Source organism: Shewanella sp. H8, from assembly GCF_040285065.1.
Taxonomy (GTDB): Bacteria; Pseudomonadota; Gammaproteobacteria; order Enterobacterales; family Shewanellaceae; genus Shewanella; species Shewanella polaris.
In genome coordinates, this window is the sequence record NZ_CP157213.1 from 104586 (window position 1) to 125605 (window position 21020).

The 21020-nt window shown below is 41.5% G+C and carries 18 protein-coding genes; 9 read left to right on the plus strand and 9 right to left on the minus strand.

The window, feature by feature from the left end:
• Positions 1-180 precede the first annotated feature (180 nt).
• Positions 181-858, minus strand: a complete 678-nt coding sequence (locus ABIS04_RS00430; RefSeq protein ID WP_350433362.1) for a sulfotransferase family protein — start codon at positions 856-858, stop codon at positions 181-183.
• Positions 859-1131: 273 nt separating this feature from the next.
• Here ABIS04_RS00430 and ABIS04_RS00435 point away from each other — a divergent pair, with 273 nt between their 5' ends.
• Positions 1132-2238 (plus strand): Fic family protein, encoded by a 1107-nt coding sequence (locus ABIS04_RS00435; protein WP_350432239.1) that lies wholly within the window; start codon positions 1132-1134, stop codon positions 2236-2238.
• Positions 2239-2353: 115 nt separating this feature from the next.
• A complete protein-coding gene (locus ABIS04_RS00440) occupies positions 2354-5509 on the plus strand; it encodes a DUF3427 domain-containing protein (RefSeq protein ID WP_350432240.1) in 3156 nt (1051 codons plus the stop codon).
• 484 nt (positions 5510-5993) lie between these two features.
• On the opposite strand, the gene ABIS04_RS00445 is transcribed toward ABIS04_RS00440, so the two are convergent.
• Both ABIS04_RS00445 and ABIS04_RS00450 read right to left on the minus strand, forming a co-directional pair.
• Positions 5994-7310, minus strand: coding sequence for an anaerobic C4-dicarboxylate transporter (locus tag ABIS04_RS00445; RefSeq protein ID WP_137223948.1), 1317 nt, complete (start codon positions 7308-7310; stop codon positions 5994-5996).
• Positions 7311-8094: 784 nt separating this feature from the next.
• Positions 8095-8958, minus strand: coding sequence for a YicC/YloC family endoribonuclease (locus ABIS04_RS00450; protein WP_350432242.1), 864 nt, complete (start codon positions 8956-8958; stop codon positions 8095-8097).
• Positions 8959-9200: 242 nt separating this feature from the next.
• Between ABIS04_RS00450 and rph the strand changes: the two genes are divergently transcribed.
• Positions 9201-9914, plus strand: a complete 714-nt coding sequence (gene rph, locus ABIS04_RS00455) for a ribonuclease PH (protein ID WP_137223944.1) — start codon at positions 9201-9203, stop codon at positions 9912-9914.
• A 72-nt stretch (positions 9915-9986) separates the two neighbouring features.
• Positions 9987-10628: an orotate phosphoribosyltransferase gene (pyrE, locus tag ABIS04_RS00460; protein WP_137223942.1), complete on the plus strand. Its 642-nt coding sequence runs from the start codon at positions 9987-9989 to the stop codon at positions 10626-10628.
• A 104-nt stretch (positions 10629-10732) separates the two neighbouring features.
• On the opposite strand, the gene folE is transcribed toward pyrE, so the two are convergent.
• From folE to coaBC, 4 genes are all read right to left on the minus strand, one after another.
• A complete protein-coding gene (folE, locus tag ABIS04_RS00465) occupies positions 10733-11383 on the minus strand; it encodes a GTP cyclohydrolase I FolE (protein WP_137223941.1) in 651 nt (216 codons plus the stop codon).
• A gap of 421 nt (positions 11384-11804) precedes the next feature.
• A complete protein-coding gene (gene slmA / locus ABIS04_RS00470) occupies positions 11805-12398 on the minus strand; it encodes a nucleoid occlusion factor SlmA (RefSeq protein WP_137223937.1) in 594 nt (197 codons plus the stop codon).
• A gap of 35 nt (positions 12399-12433) precedes the next feature.
• Complete coding sequence (gene dut / locus ABIS04_RS00475; protein ID WP_350432243.1) at positions 12434-12892, minus strand: dUTP diphosphatase; 459 nt, start codon at positions 12890-12892, stop codon at positions 12434-12436.
• Positions 12889-14085, minus strand: coding sequence for a bifunctional phosphopantothenoylcysteine decarboxylase/phosphopantothenate--cysteine ligase CoaBC (gene coaBC / locus ABIS04_RS00480; RefSeq protein WP_371833625.1), 1197 nt, complete (start codon positions 14083-14085; stop codon positions 12889-12891). Before coaBC ends, dut begins: the two co-directional genes overlap by 4 nt.
• Positions 14086-14318: 233 nt before the next feature.
• Between coaBC and radC the strand changes: the two genes are divergently transcribed.
• The 4 genes from radC to argA all read left to right on the plus strand — a co-directional run bounded on the left by radC (position 14319) and on the right by argA (position 17356).
• Positions 14319-14996, plus strand: a complete 678-nt coding sequence (gene radC / locus ABIS04_RS00485; RefSeq protein ID WP_137223933.1) for a DNA repair protein RadC — start codon at positions 14319-14321, stop codon at positions 14994-14996.
• A 122-nt stretch (positions 14997-15118) separates the two neighbouring features.
• A complete protein-coding gene (rpmB, locus tag ABIS04_RS00490) occupies positions 15119-15355 on the plus strand; it encodes a 50S ribosomal protein L28 (RefSeq protein WP_137223931.1) in 237 nt (78 codons plus the stop codon).
• 6 nt (positions 15356-15361) lie between these two features.
• Positions 15362-15535 carry a 50S ribosomal protein L33 gene (gene rpmG / locus ABIS04_RS00495; protein ID WP_055025224.1) on the plus strand — a complete coding sequence of 58 codons (174 nt, stop codon included), beginning with the start codon at positions 15362-15364 and terminating at the stop codon, positions 15533-15535.
• Between the two features lie 501 nt (positions 15536-16036).
• A complete protein-coding gene (argA, locus tag ABIS04_RS00500; protein ID WP_137223929.1) occupies positions 16037-17356 on the plus strand; it encodes an amino-acid N-acetyltransferase in 1320 nt (439 codons plus the stop codon).
• 110 nt (positions 17357-17466) lie between these two features.
• On the opposite strand, the gene rarD is transcribed toward argA, so the two are convergent.
• Both rarD and ABIS04_RS00510 read right to left on the minus strand, forming a co-directional pair.
• Positions 17467-18375, minus strand: coding sequence for an EamA family transporter RarD (rarD, locus tag ABIS04_RS00505; RefSeq protein ID WP_350432245.1), 909 nt, complete (start codon positions 18373-18375; stop codon positions 17467-17469).
• Positions 18376-18501: 126 nt separating this feature from the next.
• Positions 18502-18966: a thioesterase family protein gene (locus ABIS04_RS00510; RefSeq protein ID WP_350432246.1), complete on the minus strand. Its 465-nt coding sequence runs from the start codon at positions 18964-18966 to the stop codon at positions 18502-18504.
• A 201-nt stretch (positions 18967-19167) separates the two neighbouring features.
• Between ABIS04_RS00510 and recQ the strand changes: the two genes are divergently transcribed.
• A complete protein-coding gene (gene recQ / locus ABIS04_RS00515; RefSeq protein ID WP_350432247.1) occupies positions 19168-21015 on the plus strand; it encodes a DNA helicase RecQ in 1848 nt (615 codons plus the stop codon).
• The last annotated feature ends 5 nt before the right edge of the window (positions 21016-21020 follow it).

The following is a 21020-nucleotide window of genomic DNA, read 5'->3' on the forward strand; positions in this document are numbered from 1 at the left end:
TAGTAAAACAAATGACAAGCTTGAAAGTGAATTTTAGTTAAAGTGTTGATTTTGTAAACTCATCAACACATTCCTGATCCCGAGTTCAGGTTAAGTAACATCTGCGAGATATATAAACGGTTAAAAGCTGCTGCCGCGCGAGTAGTGCTGTATTAACTGGCTCATTCTAAATTTAAATCGTTAAAGTCGGTAATCAAAAAACTTACGTTTATCAGGCCCTGCTGCATTAGCGCTAATTTTATTTGGGTGTTTATATTCATCCCAGCTGGCCACATTGCGGCCCATGTTTAACTGTGGAAAGTTTGGTTGTGGGAGTTCGGCCGTATCAGGCTCAACTAAATCAATAAACTGCAGCAACGTAGCAAAGCTACCAGCAACGCTGATATCAATGGTTATAAAGTCATCTCGCCCTGCAAAATAGCTCAACACTTGCTGCTGGTGGCGTTGATAACAGGCCGTTAAATGGTCGTCATCAAACACATCTTCAACCTGCCATATATCAAAACAATGATTAAAGCTGCGTTTCATTATTGGATGAAAGCGACCATTGTCCTTATCTAAATGTACTAACATTCTGCTCAATAGCATTTGCATCGACGGTAACCACTTATCTAGCGGCCTATCTAAATAGACAAATTTAGCGTTGGGGAATAGCGTATCTAATTGTTGGTAATCACTAAAGCACGGCGCATCAGATACCGCATCGGCCAACATAAATACCTGTTTAGTAAAGGCCTGATGGGCAACCGTTAATCCTTGCTCAAGCAAGGCCACACTTACACTAGTAGTGCCGGTACGCGGCAAACCGATAATAAATACTTTATTAGCCAACTTGTTCGTCAAAGTGGGTTTAGGCATATCGGCTTGTGGCGTTGTTGATAGTTCAGTCGGCTTGGGTGTCATTATTTACAGTCACATTGGGTTATTTGAAGGTTATTGAATCAGTAAATGATTATACCGAAATGCCAGCCAAGGTGTTATCGAGCTTGCTAGTAGGAGTCATGAGGCAATTAACTATCCTATTCGCCTCATATGGTGAGGCGAATAAATTGCTATTTGCCTCATATGGTGAGTAGAATAGGTTGGTATTTGCATCAAAGCAGTATTTAAGTCAGCTAAACAGAGGTTAATATGTGGATTTGGCAACAACAAGAATGGCCTGATTTTGTATGGGACCATATCCGTATTAATCCTTTATTGCGTCAAATTCAATTTAACCAAGGTTTGCTACTGGGTAAGATAGGCACTGAATCTGTTAGTCAATGGACACTCGATACTATGATCGCCAACATCGTTCATTCAAGTGCGATAGAAGGCGAAACGCTCAACGCATTGTCTGTACGTTCATCTTTGGCCAATAAACTTGGGGTGAGCGAAGAAAACCCTTATCCCACAACTGCACAAACCGATGGTTTAGCCGTTATCACCTTAGATGCGCTACAAAACTGGCAACAGCCACTTAGCCTAACGCGTATTTTAGATTGGCATGCTCTGTTGTTTCCGAGTAACCAAGCCGTGTTTAATCCTGTTATTGGCGGTAAGTTACGCGGCGATGAGCCTATGCAGGTGGTATCGGGGCGTTTAGACAAACCGACAGTCCATTTTGAAGCGCCTCCTCGAGATACGCTAGACCAAAGTTTAACGCAGTTTATTGAGTGGTTTAATCAATCACGAAAACATGCTGACCTTGATCCACTAGTACGAGCGGCCATCACTCATTTGTGGTTTGTCACCTTGCATCCGCTTGATGATGGTAATGGGCGTATCACCCGTTTACTCACCGACTTAGCATTAGCGCAAGCTGAACATCGTTCGATTCATTTTTACGCTATGTCAGTTAGCATACTTGAGCGACGCAAAGCCTATTACGCAATATTAGAGTCTACCCAACAGGGCTCCCTCGATATTACACCTTGGCTACTATGGTTTTTAGACACCTTAAATGATGCTGTTCAACACACTCTCAATAACATTGAACAAACCATCGCGAAAACCCAATTCTGGCTTCGTGTCGATCGGCGCTTACTCACTCCAACATTAACAACAGAACAAGTTAAGGTACTTAACCGGCTGCTTGATGGTGATTTTAGTGATGGGATCAGCAGCAGCCAATATCAAAAAGTGGCTAAAGTCAGCCGCGCAACCGCAACTCGCCATTTAGCTCAACTAGTTGAACAACAATGTTTGGTTAAAACCGGTGCGGGCGGAAGAAGCACAAGGTATGTGTTGGTGCGCTAATTTAATCGTTGTTCTGTAAGCATTTTATTGACAAATAATATTATTATTAGTCGTAATATGCACTTATTGCTATGGTATATTCTTAGTGTTTTCACTTTCAAAAGGCCTATCTGACATGGAACAAGTTGGTATTTATGAAAAGCTTATTACTCAACTGATAGATAAAAGCATCAATCGTGATGTGTTCTATTTAGGTGAGCGGCCATTAGAAAGCGCTGAGGCCAGTGTTTGGCTATCAAGATTTTTGACCAAGATAATGGAGAGTGCCATTGGTGCAATCCCTAGCGGAGACAATCAACTCACAGAGCAAATCGGCTTGGCAAATAAGTTAGTGCTTTGGTTGAAAGATCATGTTCAAGATGATCAATTGATTACTGAAAACTTACTCGATAGTAAAGGCCGTATATTAACAGCGCTATTTGATAAAAAAAATCCCATATCGACGGACTTTCCTGCGTTTACTAAAGCCATTTATCCGCTAACAGGATTAAGCCAAAGCGAACTTTTTTGTGGTAGCAACGCCGGAATTTCTTTAGACACTGAGTTAAAGCGTGAGATCCGTTCAGCGGATAAAATTTATTGGTTAGTGTCTTTTATTAAGTGGGCCGGCATTCGAATTTTCAAGAATGAACTTGAAGAGTTCACTCGAAGTGGCAAAACCCTGCGGGTCATCACGACATCTTATATGGGTGCGACGGATGCTAAAGCGGTCGAGTTTTTAGCGAGCCTACCTAACACCGAAGTTAAATTGAGTTACAACACCAAGCGCGAGCGCCTGCATGCGAAATCTTATTTATTTTTGCGCAATACAGGATTTCATACCGGTTATATAGGGTCATCGAATTTATCGCATTCTGCGTTGACGAGTGGTCTTGAATGGAATTTAAAAATAACCACCCAAGAAATTCCTCACATAATCGATAAATCCCTCAACACCTTTGAGTCATATTGGCAATCCAATGAATTTGAATTATTTGATGGCGATATTGAATCTAAAAACAAGCTTCATGAAGCATTACGTGAGGCTAAAGGTAGTTATAGCGAAAGCAGCACCTTTCATTTTGATATAAAACCCTTTGCACATCAGCGAGAGATTCTTGAGCAGTTAAATGTTGAGCGTAGTATCCATCAGCGGTATAAAAATCTAATAGTTGCGGCAACGGGCACTGGTAAAACGCTTATTTCAGCGTTTGATTTTGCACGTTTTTATAAACAGCATCCAGAAGCTAATTTCTTATTCGTGGCTCATCGACAAGAAATTCTTAAGCAAGCTTTGTCTGCGTATCGTGGTGTATTGAAGAATAATCAGTTTGGTGAATTGTGGGTTGCTGAGCATAAGCCTCATAGCTACCAGCACTTGTTTGCTTCGATACAAAGCTTGAATCTGCAATTATCAAGCTTGCCGCTCACCGCTGATTTTTATGATTATATTGTTATAGATGAGGTACATCACATTGCAGCCAGTAGTTACCGAGGATTGTTAGAACATTTCTCACCTAACATCTTATTAGGATTGACTGCCACGCCTGAGCGTCATGATGGGCAAAATATCCTTGATGATTTTTGTGGGGTTATAGCGGCAGAAATCCGTTTACCCGAAGCAATCAATCAGCGCTATTTATGTCCTTTTCAGTATTTTGCTATTGATGATGATACCGACCTTCGCAAAATAAAATGGCATCAAGGGCGCTATGACATTGCAGAGTTAAGTCATCTTTATACTCATAATGAACAACGAGTCACGCGCATTATTAGAAGCTTGAATGACACCGTTACTGACATTCGTCAGATAAAAGCCTTGGCGTTTTGTGTCAGTAAACAGCATGCCGAATACATGGCGAGTAAGTTTACCCTAGCCGGTATTAGTGCTGATGTCCTCACCAGTGATAATAGTCATGAGAGGCAACAAAAACGCCAGAGTTTAATCAGCGGTAATGTACACATTTTGTGTGTTGTCGATATTTTTAATGAAGGCGTAGATATTCCTGAAGTTGATACGTTATTGTTTTTACGTCCAACAGAAAGCCTGACCATCTTTTTACAACAGCTTGGAAGAGGATTGCGTTTAACGGATGATAAACAATGCTGCACAGTTTTGGATTTTGTGGGTAATTCTCGTGATGAATATGATTTTTCACAAAAGTTTAGGGCGCTGGTTGGTAAAACAAATCAATCTATTAAAGATGAGATAACCAATGATTTCCCTCATTTACCATTAGGGTGTCGAATTGAGCTTGAAGAACAGACTCAGGCAATGATTTTAAGAAATATTAGTCGTGCAACGATGAATGCCAATCGATTACGACAGCTCATTAATAATTTTGAGCACCAAAGTACGCTAACCTTAACCCTATCTAATTTTCTGCGCTTTAATCCTAATGTTAATTTAGAAGACATTTATAAGCTAAAAATGAGTTGGTTAGAATTGGTTGATAGTGCAAATAACAATCAAATTAATGAACCGAATTTAAACGTAATTCTAGCTAAAGCCTACTATCGTGCGATAAATTATCATTTGCTCGGCTGCAATTCCATTTCATATTTGCAGTTTTTAAAGCAGCTAATTATTGATAACTTCAGTTTCGATGATATGGATGCGACCCTGTGCCAATTTGCATTAATGTGCCACTATAATTTTTGGGATAAGTCAGGAACCGAGCTAGGTTTTACTAGCCTTAAGCAAAGTTTAGCTGCGTTGAGACATACTCAATTACAAGCAGAACTGCTTGATGTTATATCGTTACTTATAGATCGAATTCATCATAGTGAACTTGAAATGCATATCTCCTCAATACCTGCGTTAAAAGTGCATTCAAGATATACCAGGGAACAAATACTCGCCGCTAGTGGTGCAAGTTCTTTTGACAGAAAATCAACCGCAAGGGAAGGCGTTTTAGTCCTTAACGATCTTAATGTTGAATTACTTTTTGTTACCTTGAAAAAGTCGGTCAAACAATTTTCACCAACGACCATGTACCATGATTACGCAATTAATGAATCGCTATTCCATTGGCAATCTCAAAATAGCGCGAGACCAGAATATGGCAGAGGTTTAGGCTATATCGAGCATGAAAAAATGGGCCGTAAATTGATTTTGTTTGTGCGTGAGCAAGCGAAAGATGAAAACGGCCGCACCATGGGTTTTGTCAATTTTGGCGAAGCGGGTTACATAGAACACTCTGGGGCGCAGCCTATGAATATAACATGGAAGTTAATGACTCCCATGCCTGATGCTATGTGGCATGAAGCTGCAAAATTAGCCGTAGGATAAGCTAACCATATTGGCATCTGCAGCTGTTGAAAACAGGATGTTTTCGTCAAGCCCCCATGGATGGGTTTACGGCGTGTTGCAGAGGACGATATGGTGGGCGGATTAACGAATAAACCTGTCGATAACTCGCTAGATAACCTGAACTCTGGATAACAAACACCTTTCAAACAGTCCTTTGTCTTTCTAACTGCGTTGAATTAACTTGCAATAGACTAGCTATTGACGCGTTAATTCGCCTTGTTAGTAAAACAAATTACACGCTTGAAAGTAGGTTGAGCTTAATGTATTGATTTTTATCATTATAAATGCATCTCTTATCCAGGGTTCAGGTTAGATAATCTTAGTTTTATAGGTCTTAGAACTTGGCTTCTCAATAATTAAAAACAAAAATGGCAGCCACAGTGGCTGCCATTTTTATGGTTGCTAGTGAGTCACTAGCGGTTTATCGCTTTATTCAAAGCTCAAATCAAAACATAAGTTGAGATTAGTTAATTGCCATTGATATGAAGTAACCAACAACAGTTGCAGTACCTACACCGATAAATCCAGGAATAATAAAGCTGTGGTTAAGTACATATTTTCCAATATGAGTTGTGCCAGTTCTATCAAAACTAATCGCCGCTAAATCGCTTGGGTAGAATGGGAAGAAGAAGTAGGCATAACACGCTGGTAGTACACCGATTAATACTGGTGCTGGGATCCCTAATGAATACCCTAATGGCAACATAATGGTTAATACTGCAGCCTGACTTTTTAAGAATATTGAAGACACAAACATCGCGATAGCGAATGTCCATGGATAAACACTCACAAGGTCACTTACGGCAGCAATCAAAAAGCTTTTATGGTGAGTAATAATCGTGTCACTCATCCACGCAATACCGAAAATAATAATGACCGCGGTCATACCGGCTGTAAACACATTACTGGTGACAATTTTTTTCGGTGACACGTTAGTGGCCAACAATATCAAACCACCGACGGTCAGCATCATAAACTGAATCGCGACCGACATTTTTACGCCAGCAGGCAGAACTTGCTTACTAAACATCGCTACCATGATAACGGCAAAAATACCGAGTAAGAATATGATTAAGCCTTTCTTCGCCGTAGACTTCGCTTCTGGTGTTTGAACCTTGTCAGCTGCTGGGTCTGTTAATGCTTCGCGGAACTCTGTATCAATAAGGCGCGCCTGAAAATCTTCATCTTTATCTAAATCTTTACCGCGCTTTAAGCTCCAAGTACACGCCACTAGCAAACCTGTTAAGGTAGCTGGGATGGTCACCATTAGTACATCAAGTAAGTTAATATCAAGATTGTTATCAACAGCGGTTGCTAGTACTACTGCGGCTGCAGCGGCAATTGGACTGGCTGTAATACCCATTTGCGAAGCAACAGTTGCCATTGCCAATGGACGCTCTGGACGGATACCTTTTTTGTACGATACATCGTAAATAACAGGAAGTAGTGGATAAACAGAATGGCCTGTACCAACCAATACCGTTAACGTATAAGTACAAAGAGGGCCTAAAAAGACAATATGTTCAGGATGTTTGCGTAACAGTTTTTCGGCAAACTTTACTAACAGCGTTAAACCACCAGTGGCTTCTAATGTCGCAGAGGCAGCTACAACCGCTAGAATAATTAACATTACACTGACAGGTGGTGTACCTGGCGCGATGCCAAATACGAAAGCGAGTACCGAAACTCCTAACCCACCGAGTAAACCAAAGGCGACACCGCCATGGCGTATACCTACAAATATCACCGCTAATAACAGCAGCATGTGTACATAAAACATAGTATTTCTCCCAATGGATTTAGGTATTATTTTCAGGACTTAGCCATTGAAAGATATATCACAATGTATTTTGGGTTAGTGACTCAATTCAAGCTATTGAGTGACATATTCTTTTAATGTTAAAAATGTGAACAATATGACAAACCATCGCGTTTTCTCGTGCTCACTAGGTTATTGAATTACGTACTTAAAGGTTTCATGTTATTCTAGTTAGTGGAGATTAACCGCAATAAGATAGTGTCGATTAAATAAAACAGTGTATGCAGTCGTTGTGTTAAATCAGCTAAATATTAGTGGAGGGCTGTTACATTTGATAAGTCAGATAACTCGCCATTGTAGGTCGAATTTTATATTAGAGTGCATCTCGCTGGTTATGATAGGTCTCTATAATTAACAGCAAGAGGAAGTTGTTATGTGAGTGTTTTACACGCTAAAGCGTGTAAGTTTTATTTTAACGGCTATAGCGTGTAAGGGTACGTTGCACAAATCTTCCCTAGACACTTTATTCAAACCGCCAAGGCGGTGGGTTTTGATGCCGATACTATGAATACTATTTTGCTTGAAACAGTTAATCAGATTGACGCGGTGATAAAGACAGTAATAGCACAAATACCGCATGATTTTCCTATTTATATACGGGATTCAATATTAGATGGATTGACTGAAAGCGCTAAGCTGATTACCCCAGAAAGCGTGATACAAACTAAGATGTAATCCACTCGCTCAGACAAACAATTAAGCCCAGCAATGCTGGGCTTAATATTACTAGGTCCAAACTTAAAGCTTACTCGACATTTTGGATCTGCTCGCGCATTTGCTCAATTAATACTTTTAATTCTACAGCTGCTGAAGTGATTTCTGCACTGATTGATTTTGAGGCTAAAGTATTTGATTCGCGGTTAAACTCTTGCATCATAAAGTCTAAGCGGCGGCCTTCGCTGCCACCTTTTTTAAGAATGCGACGAGCTTCTACTACGTGGGCTTCGAGGCGATCCATTTCTTCGGCGACATCTTGCTTTTGTGCTAGCAGTACCATTTCTTGTTCAATACGAGCAGGATCTAATTCGCCAGCAATGTCTGCTAAGCGGTTAGTGAGTTTTTCACGTTGGTACTTCATTACGGTTGGCATGTGCTCACGAACCACGTTCACTTGTTCCATTACGCCGTCTAAGCGAGTCAGTAACATGTCTTTAATGGCCTCACCTTCACGGCCACGGGCTTCGATAAACTGATCGATAGCGCTGTCGAATGCAGTCATTAGCTCTGCGCCAATGCTGTCCATGTCTTGTTCGGCTGAGGCTAGCACGCCAGGCCAGCGTAATACGTCTGTTAGGCTTAGCTCGCCTTGACCGGCTTCTTGTTTTAACCAGTTGGCTGCGTTAAGTAATTGCTTGGCGAGATCTTGGTTTAGTTGTAGTTCGTTGCTGCTGTTATCGGCAAGCTCATAACGCAAGTTCACTTCTACTTTGCCACGGTTAAGGCGTTTACGTAGGCGATCGCGTAAGACAGGTTCAAAGCTGCGGAACTGCTCAGGCAGGCGCAGGTAGGTTTCTAGGTAGCGCTGGTTGACTGAACGGATTTCCCATGAGGCGGTGCCCCATTGTGCTTTGTGCTCGATACGAGCGTACGCTGTCATGCTTTGGATCATGAAGTTGCCTATTATATTATTTTGCGAATGTGGCTTGATTATAGCCGTTTTAGGTGACCAGATTAAAGGATTTGTCGATAGAATTGTTGCTTATCTTGGTCTATATCAATTACATCGAGTGTTGAGACTACCGCTGTTTAAGCAACAGATAGATAATTGCGTGGGTTTGTCGTGGCATCTCACGGCATGAAGCTCTATAATACGCGCTCAAATATGATCTAAAATCGACTACAGGACTTTTCATGCGCCCAAGTAACCGTACACCAGCTCAAACTCGCCCTATCACTATTACGCGTTCTTTTACTGCACATGCTGAAGGCTCTGTTTTAGTTGAGTTTGGCGACACAAAAGTATTATGTACTGCCAGTTTCACCGAAGGCGTACCGCGTTTTCTTAAAGGTCAGGGCCAAGGTTGGGTCACTGCTGAATATGGTATGTTACCGCGTTCAACCCATAGCCGTATGGACCGTGAAGCGGCTCGTGGTAAGCAGTCTGGCCGTACCCAAGAAATTCAACGTTTAATTGGCCGTGCATTACGTGCCGCTGTAGACATGAAATTGTTAGGTGAAAACACCATCGTTATCGATTGTGATGTGATTCAAGCTGATGGCGGTACACGTACTGCTGCTATTACTGGTGCTTGTGTAGCATTGGTTGACGCACTTAATTGGGCTCGTGGTAAAGGCATTATTAAAGCTAACCCACTTAAGTTTTTAATTGCCGCAGTAAGCGTTGGCATTTTTGATGGCGAAGCGATCAGTGATTTAGAATACATTGAAGACAGTGCTGCAGAAACAGACATGAACGTAGTGATGACTGAAACCGGTAAAATTATTGAAATTCAAGGTACTGCAGAAGGCGAACCCTTTAGCCATGAAGAGTTACTTGAGTTGTTAGTGTTAGCTAAAAACAGTATTCGCGAAATTGTCGATGTACAGAAAGCCGCATTAAGTTAATATGCTGTTGAAAAATTAGGACCGATTACGGTCCTTTTTTTTAAGCTAAATTTTGATTATAGAGGAATAACCGTGAAAGCCTATCAACGCGAATTTATCGAGTTTGCCTTAGCCCGCCAAGTATTACGTTTTGGTGAGTTTACCCTTAAATCTGGCCGTACGAGTCCGTACTTCTTTAATGCTGGATTATTTAATACCGGTAAAGACTTAGCGCGTTTAGGTCGCTTTTACGCTGCGGCATTAATGGATTCGGGTATTGAGTTCGATTTATTGTTTGGTCCGGCGTATAAAGGCATTCCGATTGCGACAACCACAGCCGTTGCTTTGTGCGATCATCACGATGTAGACATTCCATACTGTTTTAACCGCAAAGAAGCCAAAACTCACGGTGAAGGTGGCAGTTTGGTGGGCAGCGAGCTAAAAGGCAAAGTTATGCTGGTGGACGATGTGATCACCGCCGGTACGGCGATTCGTGAATCAATGGAAATCATTAATGCTCACAATGCACAGCTTGCAGGCGTGTTGATTGCATTAGATCGCCAAGAAAAAGGCAAGGGTGAGTTGTCGGCGATTCAAGAAGTTGAACGTGATTTTGGTTGTCAGATTGTGTCGATTATTAAGTTGGCCGATTTAATTAATTATCTGTCTGAAAAGCCGGGTATGGAAGCAGAGTTAGCATCTGTTAGTGCTTATCGTGAGCAATACGGGATTTAATATTTATATTATTTTTCCTATTAATCATTATCAACAAAAAAGCAGCCCCTAGATTATTAAATTAGATGGCTGCTTTTTTTATTGGCTTGCGCGATGATTCAAACCTATTTTACAAGATGTAAAAACTCAGCGCGGGTTGCAGGGTTTGATTTAAAAATACCGCCCAATGCAGTGGTGGTAGTCGAGCTGGTTGAGTCCATCACGCCGCGGGATTTAACGCAGTAATGCACCGCATCCATTTTTACCGCTACGTCTTTGGTTTCTAATAAGGTTTGCAGTGCGACGAGTACTTGTTGAGTTAAACGCTCTTGCACTTGAGGGCGTTGGGCAAAAAATCGCACGATTCGGTTAATTTTCGATAGACCTATAATTTTTGTGCGGGGTAAATAAGCGACTGTCGCGAATCCATCAATAGTCACTAAGTGATGTTCGCAGGTGCTGGTAAGACTGATGTCTTGTACACGCACCATTTCATCAACGCCCATTTTATTTTCGATAACAGTGATTTTAGGGAAGTTTTCGTAATCAAGCCCCGAGAAAATCTCATCAACATACATTTTTGCAATGCGGCGTGGAGTATCAGCCAAGCTGTCGTCGCTTAGATCGAGTGACATAAGGGTCAAAATTTCACGCATGTGATGTTCAATTTTGACTTTACGTTCTTCAGGCGTGAACGTTTTAGGCAGCATTGGGGTTTCAAGACCGAGATCTTTTAGTGCGGCTTGTACTTTTATTGCGGCTTCACTGAGTGCCATAAATCCTCCAACTACTCGACATTACTGTTTGTGTTAGCGTACGTTAAAACCCACTTTGGCGACCGCTAAGGGACGAGGAGAATAGCGCGATTTGCTGTAAATTAATACTGCAGGTAACAAAAAATCCGACCCCGTTAGTCGGGTATCGGCTTTTTGTGTGTAAACGTTTAAGTGATAACTACTTTACGTTTAAGTTCTCTTTGATAAATGTGAGCATGATATCGTAATACTTAGCCCGATTTTCTGCGTTAAAGAAACCATGGCCTTCTTTTGTCCAAATCTGTTTTTGGAATGGGTGTATTTATCTGGGGTTTATGGACAACAGTTGCAGGTTAATTATTCAGTTGAATTAAGCAGATATGGTCTTTAGATGATGTAAGATGTAGGGCCATATGGCAATTGTCATACAGCCCTAAATAGTTTAGCTTCTTAGCAATTGTTGCTGAATAAATGTCCATTGCTCATCAAAGTGTAGTGTTGGCTTTTGTTTGAATTCGCTACGAACAAATTGTGAAATACGCCCTTCGACAAAGGCCAACAATAGGTTGGCTAGTATGGCTTCGTCGATGTTAAAGCCTACACCTTCACGTAAGGTCTTTTCACGTAGAATTTGTTTTATTTGAGTTTCAATTTTGGCAAATAATGCGTCAATACGACTGCGTAAACGTTCATTTTCACCCAGTAATGCATCGCCATTTAATACTCTGGAAATACCTGGATTACGTTCAGAAAATACCAGTAATAACTGCAGCACTAACTGACAGCGGGCCATGGTGTCTTTTTCTTCATCCATGATGAGGTTTAAGCGCGATAATATCGCATCTTCAATAAATTCGATTAAGCCTTCGAACATCCGCGCTTTACTTGGGAAATGACGGTATAGCGCGGCCTCTGATACACCAACTTCAGCGGCAAGCTTTGCGGTGGTAATGCGTTGACCAGGACTGGTTTCAAGCATTTGTGCCAAGCATTGTAAAATATGCTCGCGGCGATTTATTTTAGGGCTTTCAGCCATTATGTGTTCCTTGGCTCAGTGACTACTTGAAAAGGTTATTTGGTTCCTGAGTGACCAAATCCGCCTTCTCCACGATCTGAGCTTTTAAACTCATCCACTAGGATAAATGTTGCCTGTACAACGGGTACAAACATCAATTGGGCTAAACGATCGCCTATTTCGAGTGTGAATGGCTTATCACTTCGGTTCCAACATGACACCATTAACGGTCCTTGGTAATCGGAGTCAATTAAACCCACTAAGTTACCCAGTACGATGCCATGCTTATGACCCATACCTGAGCGCGGTAAAATCACCGCTGCAAGGCTTGGGTCGGCTACATGAACAGCTATGCCTGTTGGAATTAATACGGTTTGGCCTGGTTCAATGACCATGGTGGTGTCGGTCATAGCACGTAAGTCCATGCCTGCACTACCTGGGGTAGCATAAGCTGGCAATGGAAATTCACTGCCAATACGCGAGTCGAGAATTTTTAGTTCAATGGGTGTTTTCATGATTTTTTTAGTTGTTGTTCTATCAATGTGAGTAATTGGCGCGCCAGAGTCAGTTTATCTGTTGCGGGCAGTTGTTGGCTGCCATCTTGCCAAAAAACCTGTAATGCATTGCTATCGGCATTAAAGCCTAAGCCTTGAATAGAGACATCGTTCGCGGCGATCATATCAAGCTTTTTACGTTGCAGTTTACCGCGAGCGTATTGCTCTACATCGTTAGTTTCAGCAGCAAAACCGACAGTGAAAGGTCGGATAGTGTGCTGGGCTACCGCGGCTAAGATATCAGGATTACGCACTAGTGCAAGCTGCATTTGTTCCGCTGACTTTTTGATTTTTTGCTGGGCAACATCGGCAATTCGATAATCTGCGACTGCGGCGCAACCAATAAAAATATCATGTTGTTCAACCTGTCCTATCACTGCGTCGAGCATTTGTTGTGCTGAATCAACATCAATACGGGTGACGCCAGCCGGTGTGACTAAATTAACTGGGCCAGACACTAATGTTACCTTGGCACCCATTTCTGCCGCTGCTTGGGCTAAAGAAAAGCCCATTTTCCCCGAACTGTGATTAGAAATATAACGCACAGGATCTATGGCTTCGCGCGTTGGGCCTGCTGTAATCAGGACTTGATGACCTTGCAAGGTTTTAGGACCAAAAAATTGTACTAGTTGCTCGGCAATGGCGACAGGTTCTTGCATACGCCCAGGACCAACTTCGCCACAGGCTTGGCTACCTGAGGCTGGCTGCCAAATAGTGAGACCTTTGCGAGCTAAATTAGCCATGTTTTCTTGGGTGGCGATGTTTTGGTACATTTGTTGATTCATTGCAGGACAGACAATGACGGGAGCGCTGGTTGCTAAACACGTTGTTGTTAATAAGTCATCTGCCATACCTGCATTGATACGCGCCATTAAGTTAGCCGTAGCAGGTGCGAGTAGAACAACGTCAGCCCAGCGTGCTAGCTCAATATGACCCATAGCAGCTTCTGCAGCTGGATCGAGCAAATCAGAGGCTACAGGATGGCCTGAGAGCGCTTGTATGGTGAGTGGAGTAATAAACTCCATGGCGCTTTGAGTCATAATGACGCGCACATCAGCACCGCGCTCTTTTAAACGGCGGATTAGGTCCGCACTTTTGTATGCGGCAATGCCGCCTGCAATTCCAAGTAATACTTTTTTATTTGTCAGCATGATGCACATTATCCGACTCAAATATAATTGCGGCTAACAATATCACAAACTTGTGACAAGTTGCGTCGATCCAATCTCAAAAATATCGACCATACTGTGTAATCAATTCGAACTCTGTTTTTGAAAAAGGCAACAACCCGTTAATGGTGAAGTGGTAGCTCATCCGGTGTTGTATTTGTTAATAGAGCCGATTTAATGCGTGTATTTTCGTTTCACATTGAATATAAGGGACATTCATGGGGATTAAAGATTGGCCACAAGGAGAAGGGCCGCGAGAAAAGTTATTGCTTAAAGGTGCTGGGCATCTTTCCGATGCTGAATTACTCGCTGTGTTACTTCGCAATGGTTTAGCAGGGCAAAATGCGGTGGATTTGGCTCGAGAGATGATAAATCAGTTTGGCGGTTTGCGTAGTTTACTTACCGCATCGAAAACACAAGTATGCAAATTAGCCGGTGTTGGACCGGTAAAATATGCTCAATTACAAGCCGCAGCCGAAATTTCTAAGCGAATAGCTCATGAAAATCTACAAAGAGGGCAAATTTTGACAAATCCTGATTTAACTCGGGACTATTTAATGAGACAATTAGCTGACCGATCCTATGAAGTGTTCGCCTTACTATTGTTGGATACCCAACATAGAGTCATTCAATTTGTAGAATTATTTCGTGGCACCATCGATTCCGCTTCTGTTTATCCTCGCGAGGTAGTTAGCCTTGTTTTGGAGAAAAAAGCCGCTGCGGTGATAGTGTGTCACAATCATCCGTCTGGCATTGCAGAGCCAAGTCAGGCTGATCGGCGAATAACTGAGCGAATAAAAAATGCATTGGCAACCATAGATGTTTCTTTGTTAGATCATATGGTTGTAGGTGATCAGGAGATAGTCTCCTTTGCCGAGCGAGGATGGATTGTATAAACACTGCTTGATCTTCTATGGTCAATCGTGTATAAAATGCGCCCTCTTTGTGCCTCGGGCGACGGCCATACGAGGCACATTAATGCTCGAGCGTTAAAAATTTGTTTTTGGAGAAGATTGACATGTCAAGAGTATGCCAAGTAACTGGCAAGAAGCCAATGGTTGGTAACAACCGTTCGCACGCTAAAAATTCGACTCGTCGTCGTTTTTTACCTAACCTACAAAACCACCGTTTTTGGTTAGAAGAAGAAAAACGCTTCGTACAACTACGCGTATCTACTAAAGGTATACGTATTATCGATAAGAAAGGTATTGAAGTTGTTGTTGCTGAACTTCGTGCCCGTGGCGAGAAGGTATAATAGAAAATGGCTAAATCTAAAGGTAATCGTGAGAAGATCAAATTAGTATCTAGTGCTAAAACTGGTCACTTCTACACTACTGAAAAGAACAAGCGTAACATGCCTGAGAAAATGGAAATCAAGAAATTTGATCCAGTTATTCGTCAGCACGTTATCTATAAAGAAGCTAAAATCAAGTAATTGATTTTTGACTCTTAAAAAAGCCCCTTAATTGGGGCTTTTTTTATGCCTGTTTAAAAGTAGTCTATACTGAATAGAATGATTAATATGTTTGTGAAGTTGTATTCTAACTAATTGAATCATAGATATGTTCAGTTAGTTTACTCATGCAGTACCGCATTAATCTGATGGTATTTTAATAGACATTATTTTCGTATTGTTAACGTGTAATAATGTTTACATATTGCTGAGTATGTGTGATTTTTGTGTAATGCAAATATTATAAATTAATGCGTAAAATATGATTAAGTGCTAAAGCGAGCTAACTTTTTGGCTGTAATGATTTTTTAATATAAAAATGAGATGATTTATTTCAGTATAAGTGAAATAAAATGCTTTAAAAGTGAATTAAAATGCAATAATATCTTTGGGTACACCAAATGAATAAAACAACCGGTTATGTGACATGTTTTGTCATAGCCATTATTGAACATCAAATTTAATACCGAGGTAACGTTGCCTGTGAGAACCACTGAATTGGTTGATGGATTTCGTCATTCTGCTCCTTATGTTAATGCTCATAGAGGTAAAACTTTTGTCGTCATGTTAGGTGGCGAGGCATTAGCACATCCACAATTTCGCGGCATTTTAAATGATGTGGCGATGTTGCATTCACTTGGGATAGAGGTGGTATTGGTTTATGGTGCACGACCGCAAATAGATGCAGGGTTAAAGATTGCTGGAATTGAACCGGCTTATCACAATGGTATTCGTATTACTGATGAAGAAACCTTAAAGATTATTAAACAGGTTGCAGGAGCCACTCAATTTGATATTACCGCAAGGATGTCAATGAGCTTAGGTAATACGCCGATGCAAAATGCCCAAATCAATTTAGTGAGTGGTAATTTTGTAATTGCCCAACCGTTGGGGGTCGATGACGGTGTCGATTTTTGTTTAAGTGGTAAAGTTCGTCGTATTGATGCGTTAGGATTACGTCGTCAGTTAGACAATAACGGTATTGTGTTAATGGGACCTATTGCCGCTTCTGTTACGGGCGAAAGCTTTAATCTCACCGCTGAAGAAGTGGCAACCCAAGTCGCGATTAAGTTAAAAGCCGATAAAATTATTGGTTTTAGTGATACTAACGGAATTATTGGCAAAAAAGGCGAGGTGATTGCTGAGTTAATGCCAGATGAAGTTGAAGAAATGCTTCAAAGTATGGCTGACGATGACCATACTTCAGTGTCGACAATTGCTTTTTTAAAAGCAAGCGTCGAAGCTTGTCGCCGAGGTGTACCTCGTTGTCATTTGGTAAGTTATTTAGAAGACGGAGCACTGTTACAAGAGCTGTTTTCACGAGAAGGAATTGGTACCCAAATTGTCACGCAAAGCGCAGAACGTTTGCGTCGGGCTACTATTGGCGATATTGGCGGGATCCTAAACCTCATTCGCCCATTAGAAGAGCAGGGGATTTTAGTGCGTCGTTCTCGCGAGCAGCTTGAAATGGAAATTGAGCAATTTATGCTGGTCGAGCGCGATAACCTTGTTATTGGCTGCGCGGCCTTGTATCCGTTTGAAGAAGATAACGCTGGTGAGTTTGCTTGTTTGGTTGTGCATCCAGATTATCGTGATGCTGACCGTGGTAGTGTGTTGTTAAATAATATTATTGGCCAAGCACGTACACGTGGTTATTCGCGTTTATTTGCACTCACTACGCGCAGTATTCATTGGTTTTTAGAGCATGGTTTTAGCATTGTGGATGTCGATGAGTTACCTAATAAGAAAAAGCAGCTTTATAACTATCATCGTCGCTCGAAGATCCTTGCGTTAGATTTATAACCGTAATGATAGGGTCAACATAAAAAATGCCGGATTAATCCGGCATTTTTTATGGATGAATAAATATACTAATATCATTCTTCAATCTGATTAATAAAAAGTCAGCTTAATCATACTTGGGCTTTTGCTAATGTATTGCGTTTTTGGCGTTGCACTAGCATGTCGCTAATAAAAATAACCAGTGCCCCCCAAATAAAGCCAAAGGTAATGCCTTTTTCAATATCAAACGGCTCGTTAAATAATTGAACCGCCAAGATAAACATGATGCTAGGGCCAATATATTGGAAAAACCCTAGGATAGAGAATGGAATTCTTACTGCGGATCCTGCAAAGCATAATAATGGGATGGTAGTGACAATACCTGCTGCAATCAGTAGTAAGTTTAGATTCAAGCTATTGGTTAGCATGCTTACTGAGGATGTCTCTAAGGTGACGAGCAAGTATCCTAAGGCTATCGGTAATAAGATCGCTGTTTCGACTAATAATCCTGTTTTAGCATCAATATTAACTTTTTTACGTAATAAACCATAAAAGCCAAAACTGGCGGCCAAGGCTAATGACAACAGCGGAATGGAGCCAAAAGAGATTAACTGAACCAGTACGCCGGCACTGGCTAAACCTACCGCTACCCATTGTAATTTACGCAAACGTTCGCCTAAAAACAGCATTCCAAGTAAAACGTTAAACAGTGGGTTGATAAAATAACCCAAGCTAGCATCAAGCATATGGTCGTTGTTGACTGCCCAAATAAAAATGAGCCAATTTGCTGCAATAAGAACTGATGTAACAAAGAGTACCGCGAGTTGTTTTGGGTGTTTGAGAACAAGGCGCAGACGACCAAATCCACCTATAAATTGCATCAGAATGATCATAAATAAAAATGACCATATGACACGATGCATTAATATTTCTGTCGCGGGGACATGATGCAAAAGTTTAAAATACAGTGGTGCGATACCCCAAATGGTGTAAGCACAAACTGCCAGTAAAACTCCTTTACGGTATTCAAAATCAGGCATAGTCAATCAATAATGGGTGTAACGAGAAGAAGATGGCGATTGTAGGTCGCCATTTTGGATGACACAAGTGATTAAGCGAATTCTTTTATTGTATGGCTGTTAGCTTTGCAAGACAGATCTTTATTGTTAACCCACCATATAAGTTCCTGTGCCAAATGCAATATGGACACCTTGTTCATTATGTAATTCCATTCGGCACACTGATACCCGGTTACCAGAACGGATAACACTACCTGTACCAGTAAAAATCTCGCCACGACCTGGGCGTAAAAAATCTACCCGCATATCGATCGTGCCCAAGGTTGTAAGACGCTGTTGTAACTCTTCTATGGTCCAATCTTCTTTACTGGCAACTAGCCCTGCAAAAACCGTAAGTCCACCAACAACATCAAGTATGGTTGCGGTGACACCGCCATGAAGAATATTTTGATGGATATTACCGATGAGTTCTGGCTTCATTTTTATCACGACTTCAACCCCATTGATGTCGTAATGTTTTATATCTAAACCAAGCAGATTATGGAATGGAACATGTTGGTCAAAAATATCTGCAACTTGCTGTAAAATATGAGTTTTAATGGTGGTGGTCATGAGCAATCCTTGTCGGTTATTATTATTATTATTTTATTAATTCTAAGGCAGCTTGCTGCCATAGAGTATTTAATCTAACCCTAAAGTGACCTCAACTCAAACTTCTATCTTGAATGAAAACATCGCAAAAGTGTTTTGGTTCAAGACTTCTGTGACTGAGTGCTTTAAAATGAGTGCCCCTTGAATGATAATGTAGTGTGAATGGATACTCCGATTTCGGCCAATATTGCGACCTCAGATGAGTTGACGACAGAGCAAGATGTGCTTGCCACTAGCTTGCAGCAAGTTTTTGGTTATCGTGCCTTTCGTGAAGGGCAGCGAGAAGTTATAGAGCAAAGTTTACAAGGCCAAGACACCTTAGTTATTATGCCTACGGGTGGCGGCAAAAGTATATGTTATCAATTGCCTGCTATTGTGTTGCCTGGTGTGGCAGTGGTGGTGTCGCCATTAATTTCGTTGATGAAGGACCAAGTCGACAGTTTGATACAAAGTGGGGTATCGGCGGCTTATCTCAATTCATCTTTACCGCGCGAGCAAAGTGCGGAGGTACTTCGTAAGCTTCACGCTGGTGAGATTAAGTTGTTATATGTGTCACCGGAGCGTTTGTTGCGCCCTGACTTTATTGAACGCCTTCAATCAGTTGATGTTTCTATGTTTGCCGTTGATGAAGCGCATTGCATTAGTCAATGGGGTCATGATTTTAGACCTGAATATGCGGCATTAGGGCAGTTAAAACAGTATTTCCCCTATTTACCTTTAATGGCATTGACTGCGACAGCCGATCACGCGACGCGTTTAAGTATTTGTGAACGTTTAGGTGTGACGCCTTATACTTTGTTATCAAGTTTCGATCGCCCTAATATTCGTTATACCGTGGCTGAAAAGCTTAATGCGGCTAATCAATTACGTCAGTTTTTAACTATCCAAAATGGCACCAGTGGAATTGTGTATTGCAGTAGCCGACGTCGAGTGGATGAGGTTGCTGAGCGTTTACGCTTACAGGGATTTAATGCCCAAGCTTATCATGCCGGTTTAAGCCAGGATGAACGTGGCAATGTTCAAGATAAGTTTTTAAAAGACCAAGTTGATATTGTGGTGGCAACTGTGGCATTCGGCATGGGGATTAATAAATCAAATGTGCGTTTTGTGGTGCACTACGATATTCCCAAAAGTATTGAAGCTTATTACCAAGAAACAGGCCGTGCTGGTCGTGATGGCTTGGATGCTGAGGCGTATTTGTTGTTTGACCCTGCCGATATTGGTCGCGTTAGACATTTGATTGAACAATCTGAACCAGGGCCACAGCAGCAAGTCGAATTTCATAAATTGAATACCATGGCAGCATTTGCAGAAGCGCAAACTTGTCGCCGCCAAGTGTTGCTAAATTATTTTGATGAAGTGGCATCAAAGCCTTGTGGTAACTGTGATATCTGTCTTGATCCACCTAAGCGATATGATGGAACTGAAGACGCACAAAAAGTGCTGTCTTGTATTTATCGTTTGCAGCAACGTTTTGGTATCCATCATGTTATTGAAGTCTTGCGCGGGTCTAAAGCGGCTAATGTGGTCGATAGAGGTCATGATAAATTATCGACATGGGGCATTGGTAAAGATAAGTCCACCGAGTTTTGGCTCAGTGTGATCCGCCAATTAATTCATTTAGGTTTAATGAGTCAGGACATCACTCGGGGATCTGCGATTAAGCTTAATCCTGCCGCAAGGCCGATATTGAAAGCTGAGTTATCGCTTATGTTAGCCGTACCGCGGATTCAACTGCTTGATGTTAAACGTAAACCAAATTCCCGTGCGCCGCAGCAATACGATCGTAAACTCTTTGCGCGTTTAAAATTATTGCGTCGTGAACTTGCTGAGAAAAACGACATTCCACCTTACTTAGTGTTTAACGATGCAACCTTAGCAGAAATGTCGGCTATGCTACCCACTAGTCCGGGTGAGATGCTTGCGGTCAATGGGGTTGGACAGATTAAACTGGACCGATTTGGCGGCGAGTTTTTAGATGAAATATCTGATTATCTGACACAAGGCTAACCATC

Excerpts from the sequence above, each read along its gene's own strand:
- rph (WP_137223944.1), top strand. The coding sequence starts at position 9,201 with ATGCGCCCAAGTAACCGTACACCAGCTCAAACTCGCCCTATCACTATT.
- rarD (WP_350432245.1), bottom strand. The coding sequence starts at position 18,375 with ATGCCTGATTTTGAATACCGTAAAGGAGTTTTACTGGCAGTTTGTGCT.
- rpmG (WP_055025224.1), top strand. The coding sequence starts at position 15,362 with ATGGCTAAATCTAAAGGTAATCGTGAGAAGATCAAATTAGTATCTAGT.
- ABIS04_RS00510 (WP_350432246.1), bottom strand. The coding sequence starts at position 18,966 with ATGACCACCACCATTAAAACTCATATTTTACAGCAAGTTGCAGATATT.
- rpmB (WP_137223931.1), top strand. The coding sequence starts at position 15,119 with ATGTCAAGAGTATGCCAAGTAACTGGCAAGAAGCCAATGGTTGGTAAC.
- ABIS04_RS00435 (WP_350432239.1), top strand. The coding sequence starts at position 1,132 with ATGTGGATTTGGCAACAACAAGAATGGCCTGATTTTGTATGGGACCAT.
- ABIS04_RS00430 (WP_350433362.1), bottom strand. The coding sequence starts at position 858 with ATGCCTAAACCCACTTTGACGAACAAGTTGGCTAATAAAGTATTTATT.
- radC (WP_137223933.1), top strand. The coding sequence starts at position 14,319 with ATGGGGATTAAAGATTGGCCACAAGGAGAAGGGCCGCGAGAAAAGTTA.
- ABIS04_RS00440 (WP_350432240.1), top strand. The coding sequence starts at position 2,354 with ATGGAACAAGTTGGTATTTATGAAAAGCTTATTACTCAACTGATAGAT.
- slmA (WP_137223937.1), bottom strand. The coding sequence starts at position 12,398 with ATGGCTGAAAGCCCTAAAATAAATCGCCGCGAGCATATTTTACAATGC.
- folE (WP_137223941.1), bottom strand. The coding sequence starts at position 11,383 with ATGGCACTCAGTGAAGCCGCAATAAAAGTACAAGCCGCACTAAAAGAT.
- recQ (WP_350432247.1), top strand. The coding sequence starts at position 19,168 with ATGGATACTCCGATTTCGGCCAATATTGCGACCTCAGATGAGTTGACG.
- ABIS04_RS00450 (WP_350432242.1), bottom strand. The coding sequence starts at position 8,958 with ATGATCCAAAGCATGACAGCGTACGCTCGTATCGAGCACAAAGCACAA.
- ABIS04_RS00445 (WP_137223948.1), bottom strand. The coding sequence starts at position 7,310 with ATGTTTTATGTACACATGCTGCTGTTATTAGCGGTGATATTTGTAGGT.
- dut (WP_350432243.1), bottom strand. The coding sequence starts at position 12,892 with ATGAAAACACCCATTGAACTAAAAATTCTCGACTCGCGTATTGGCAGT.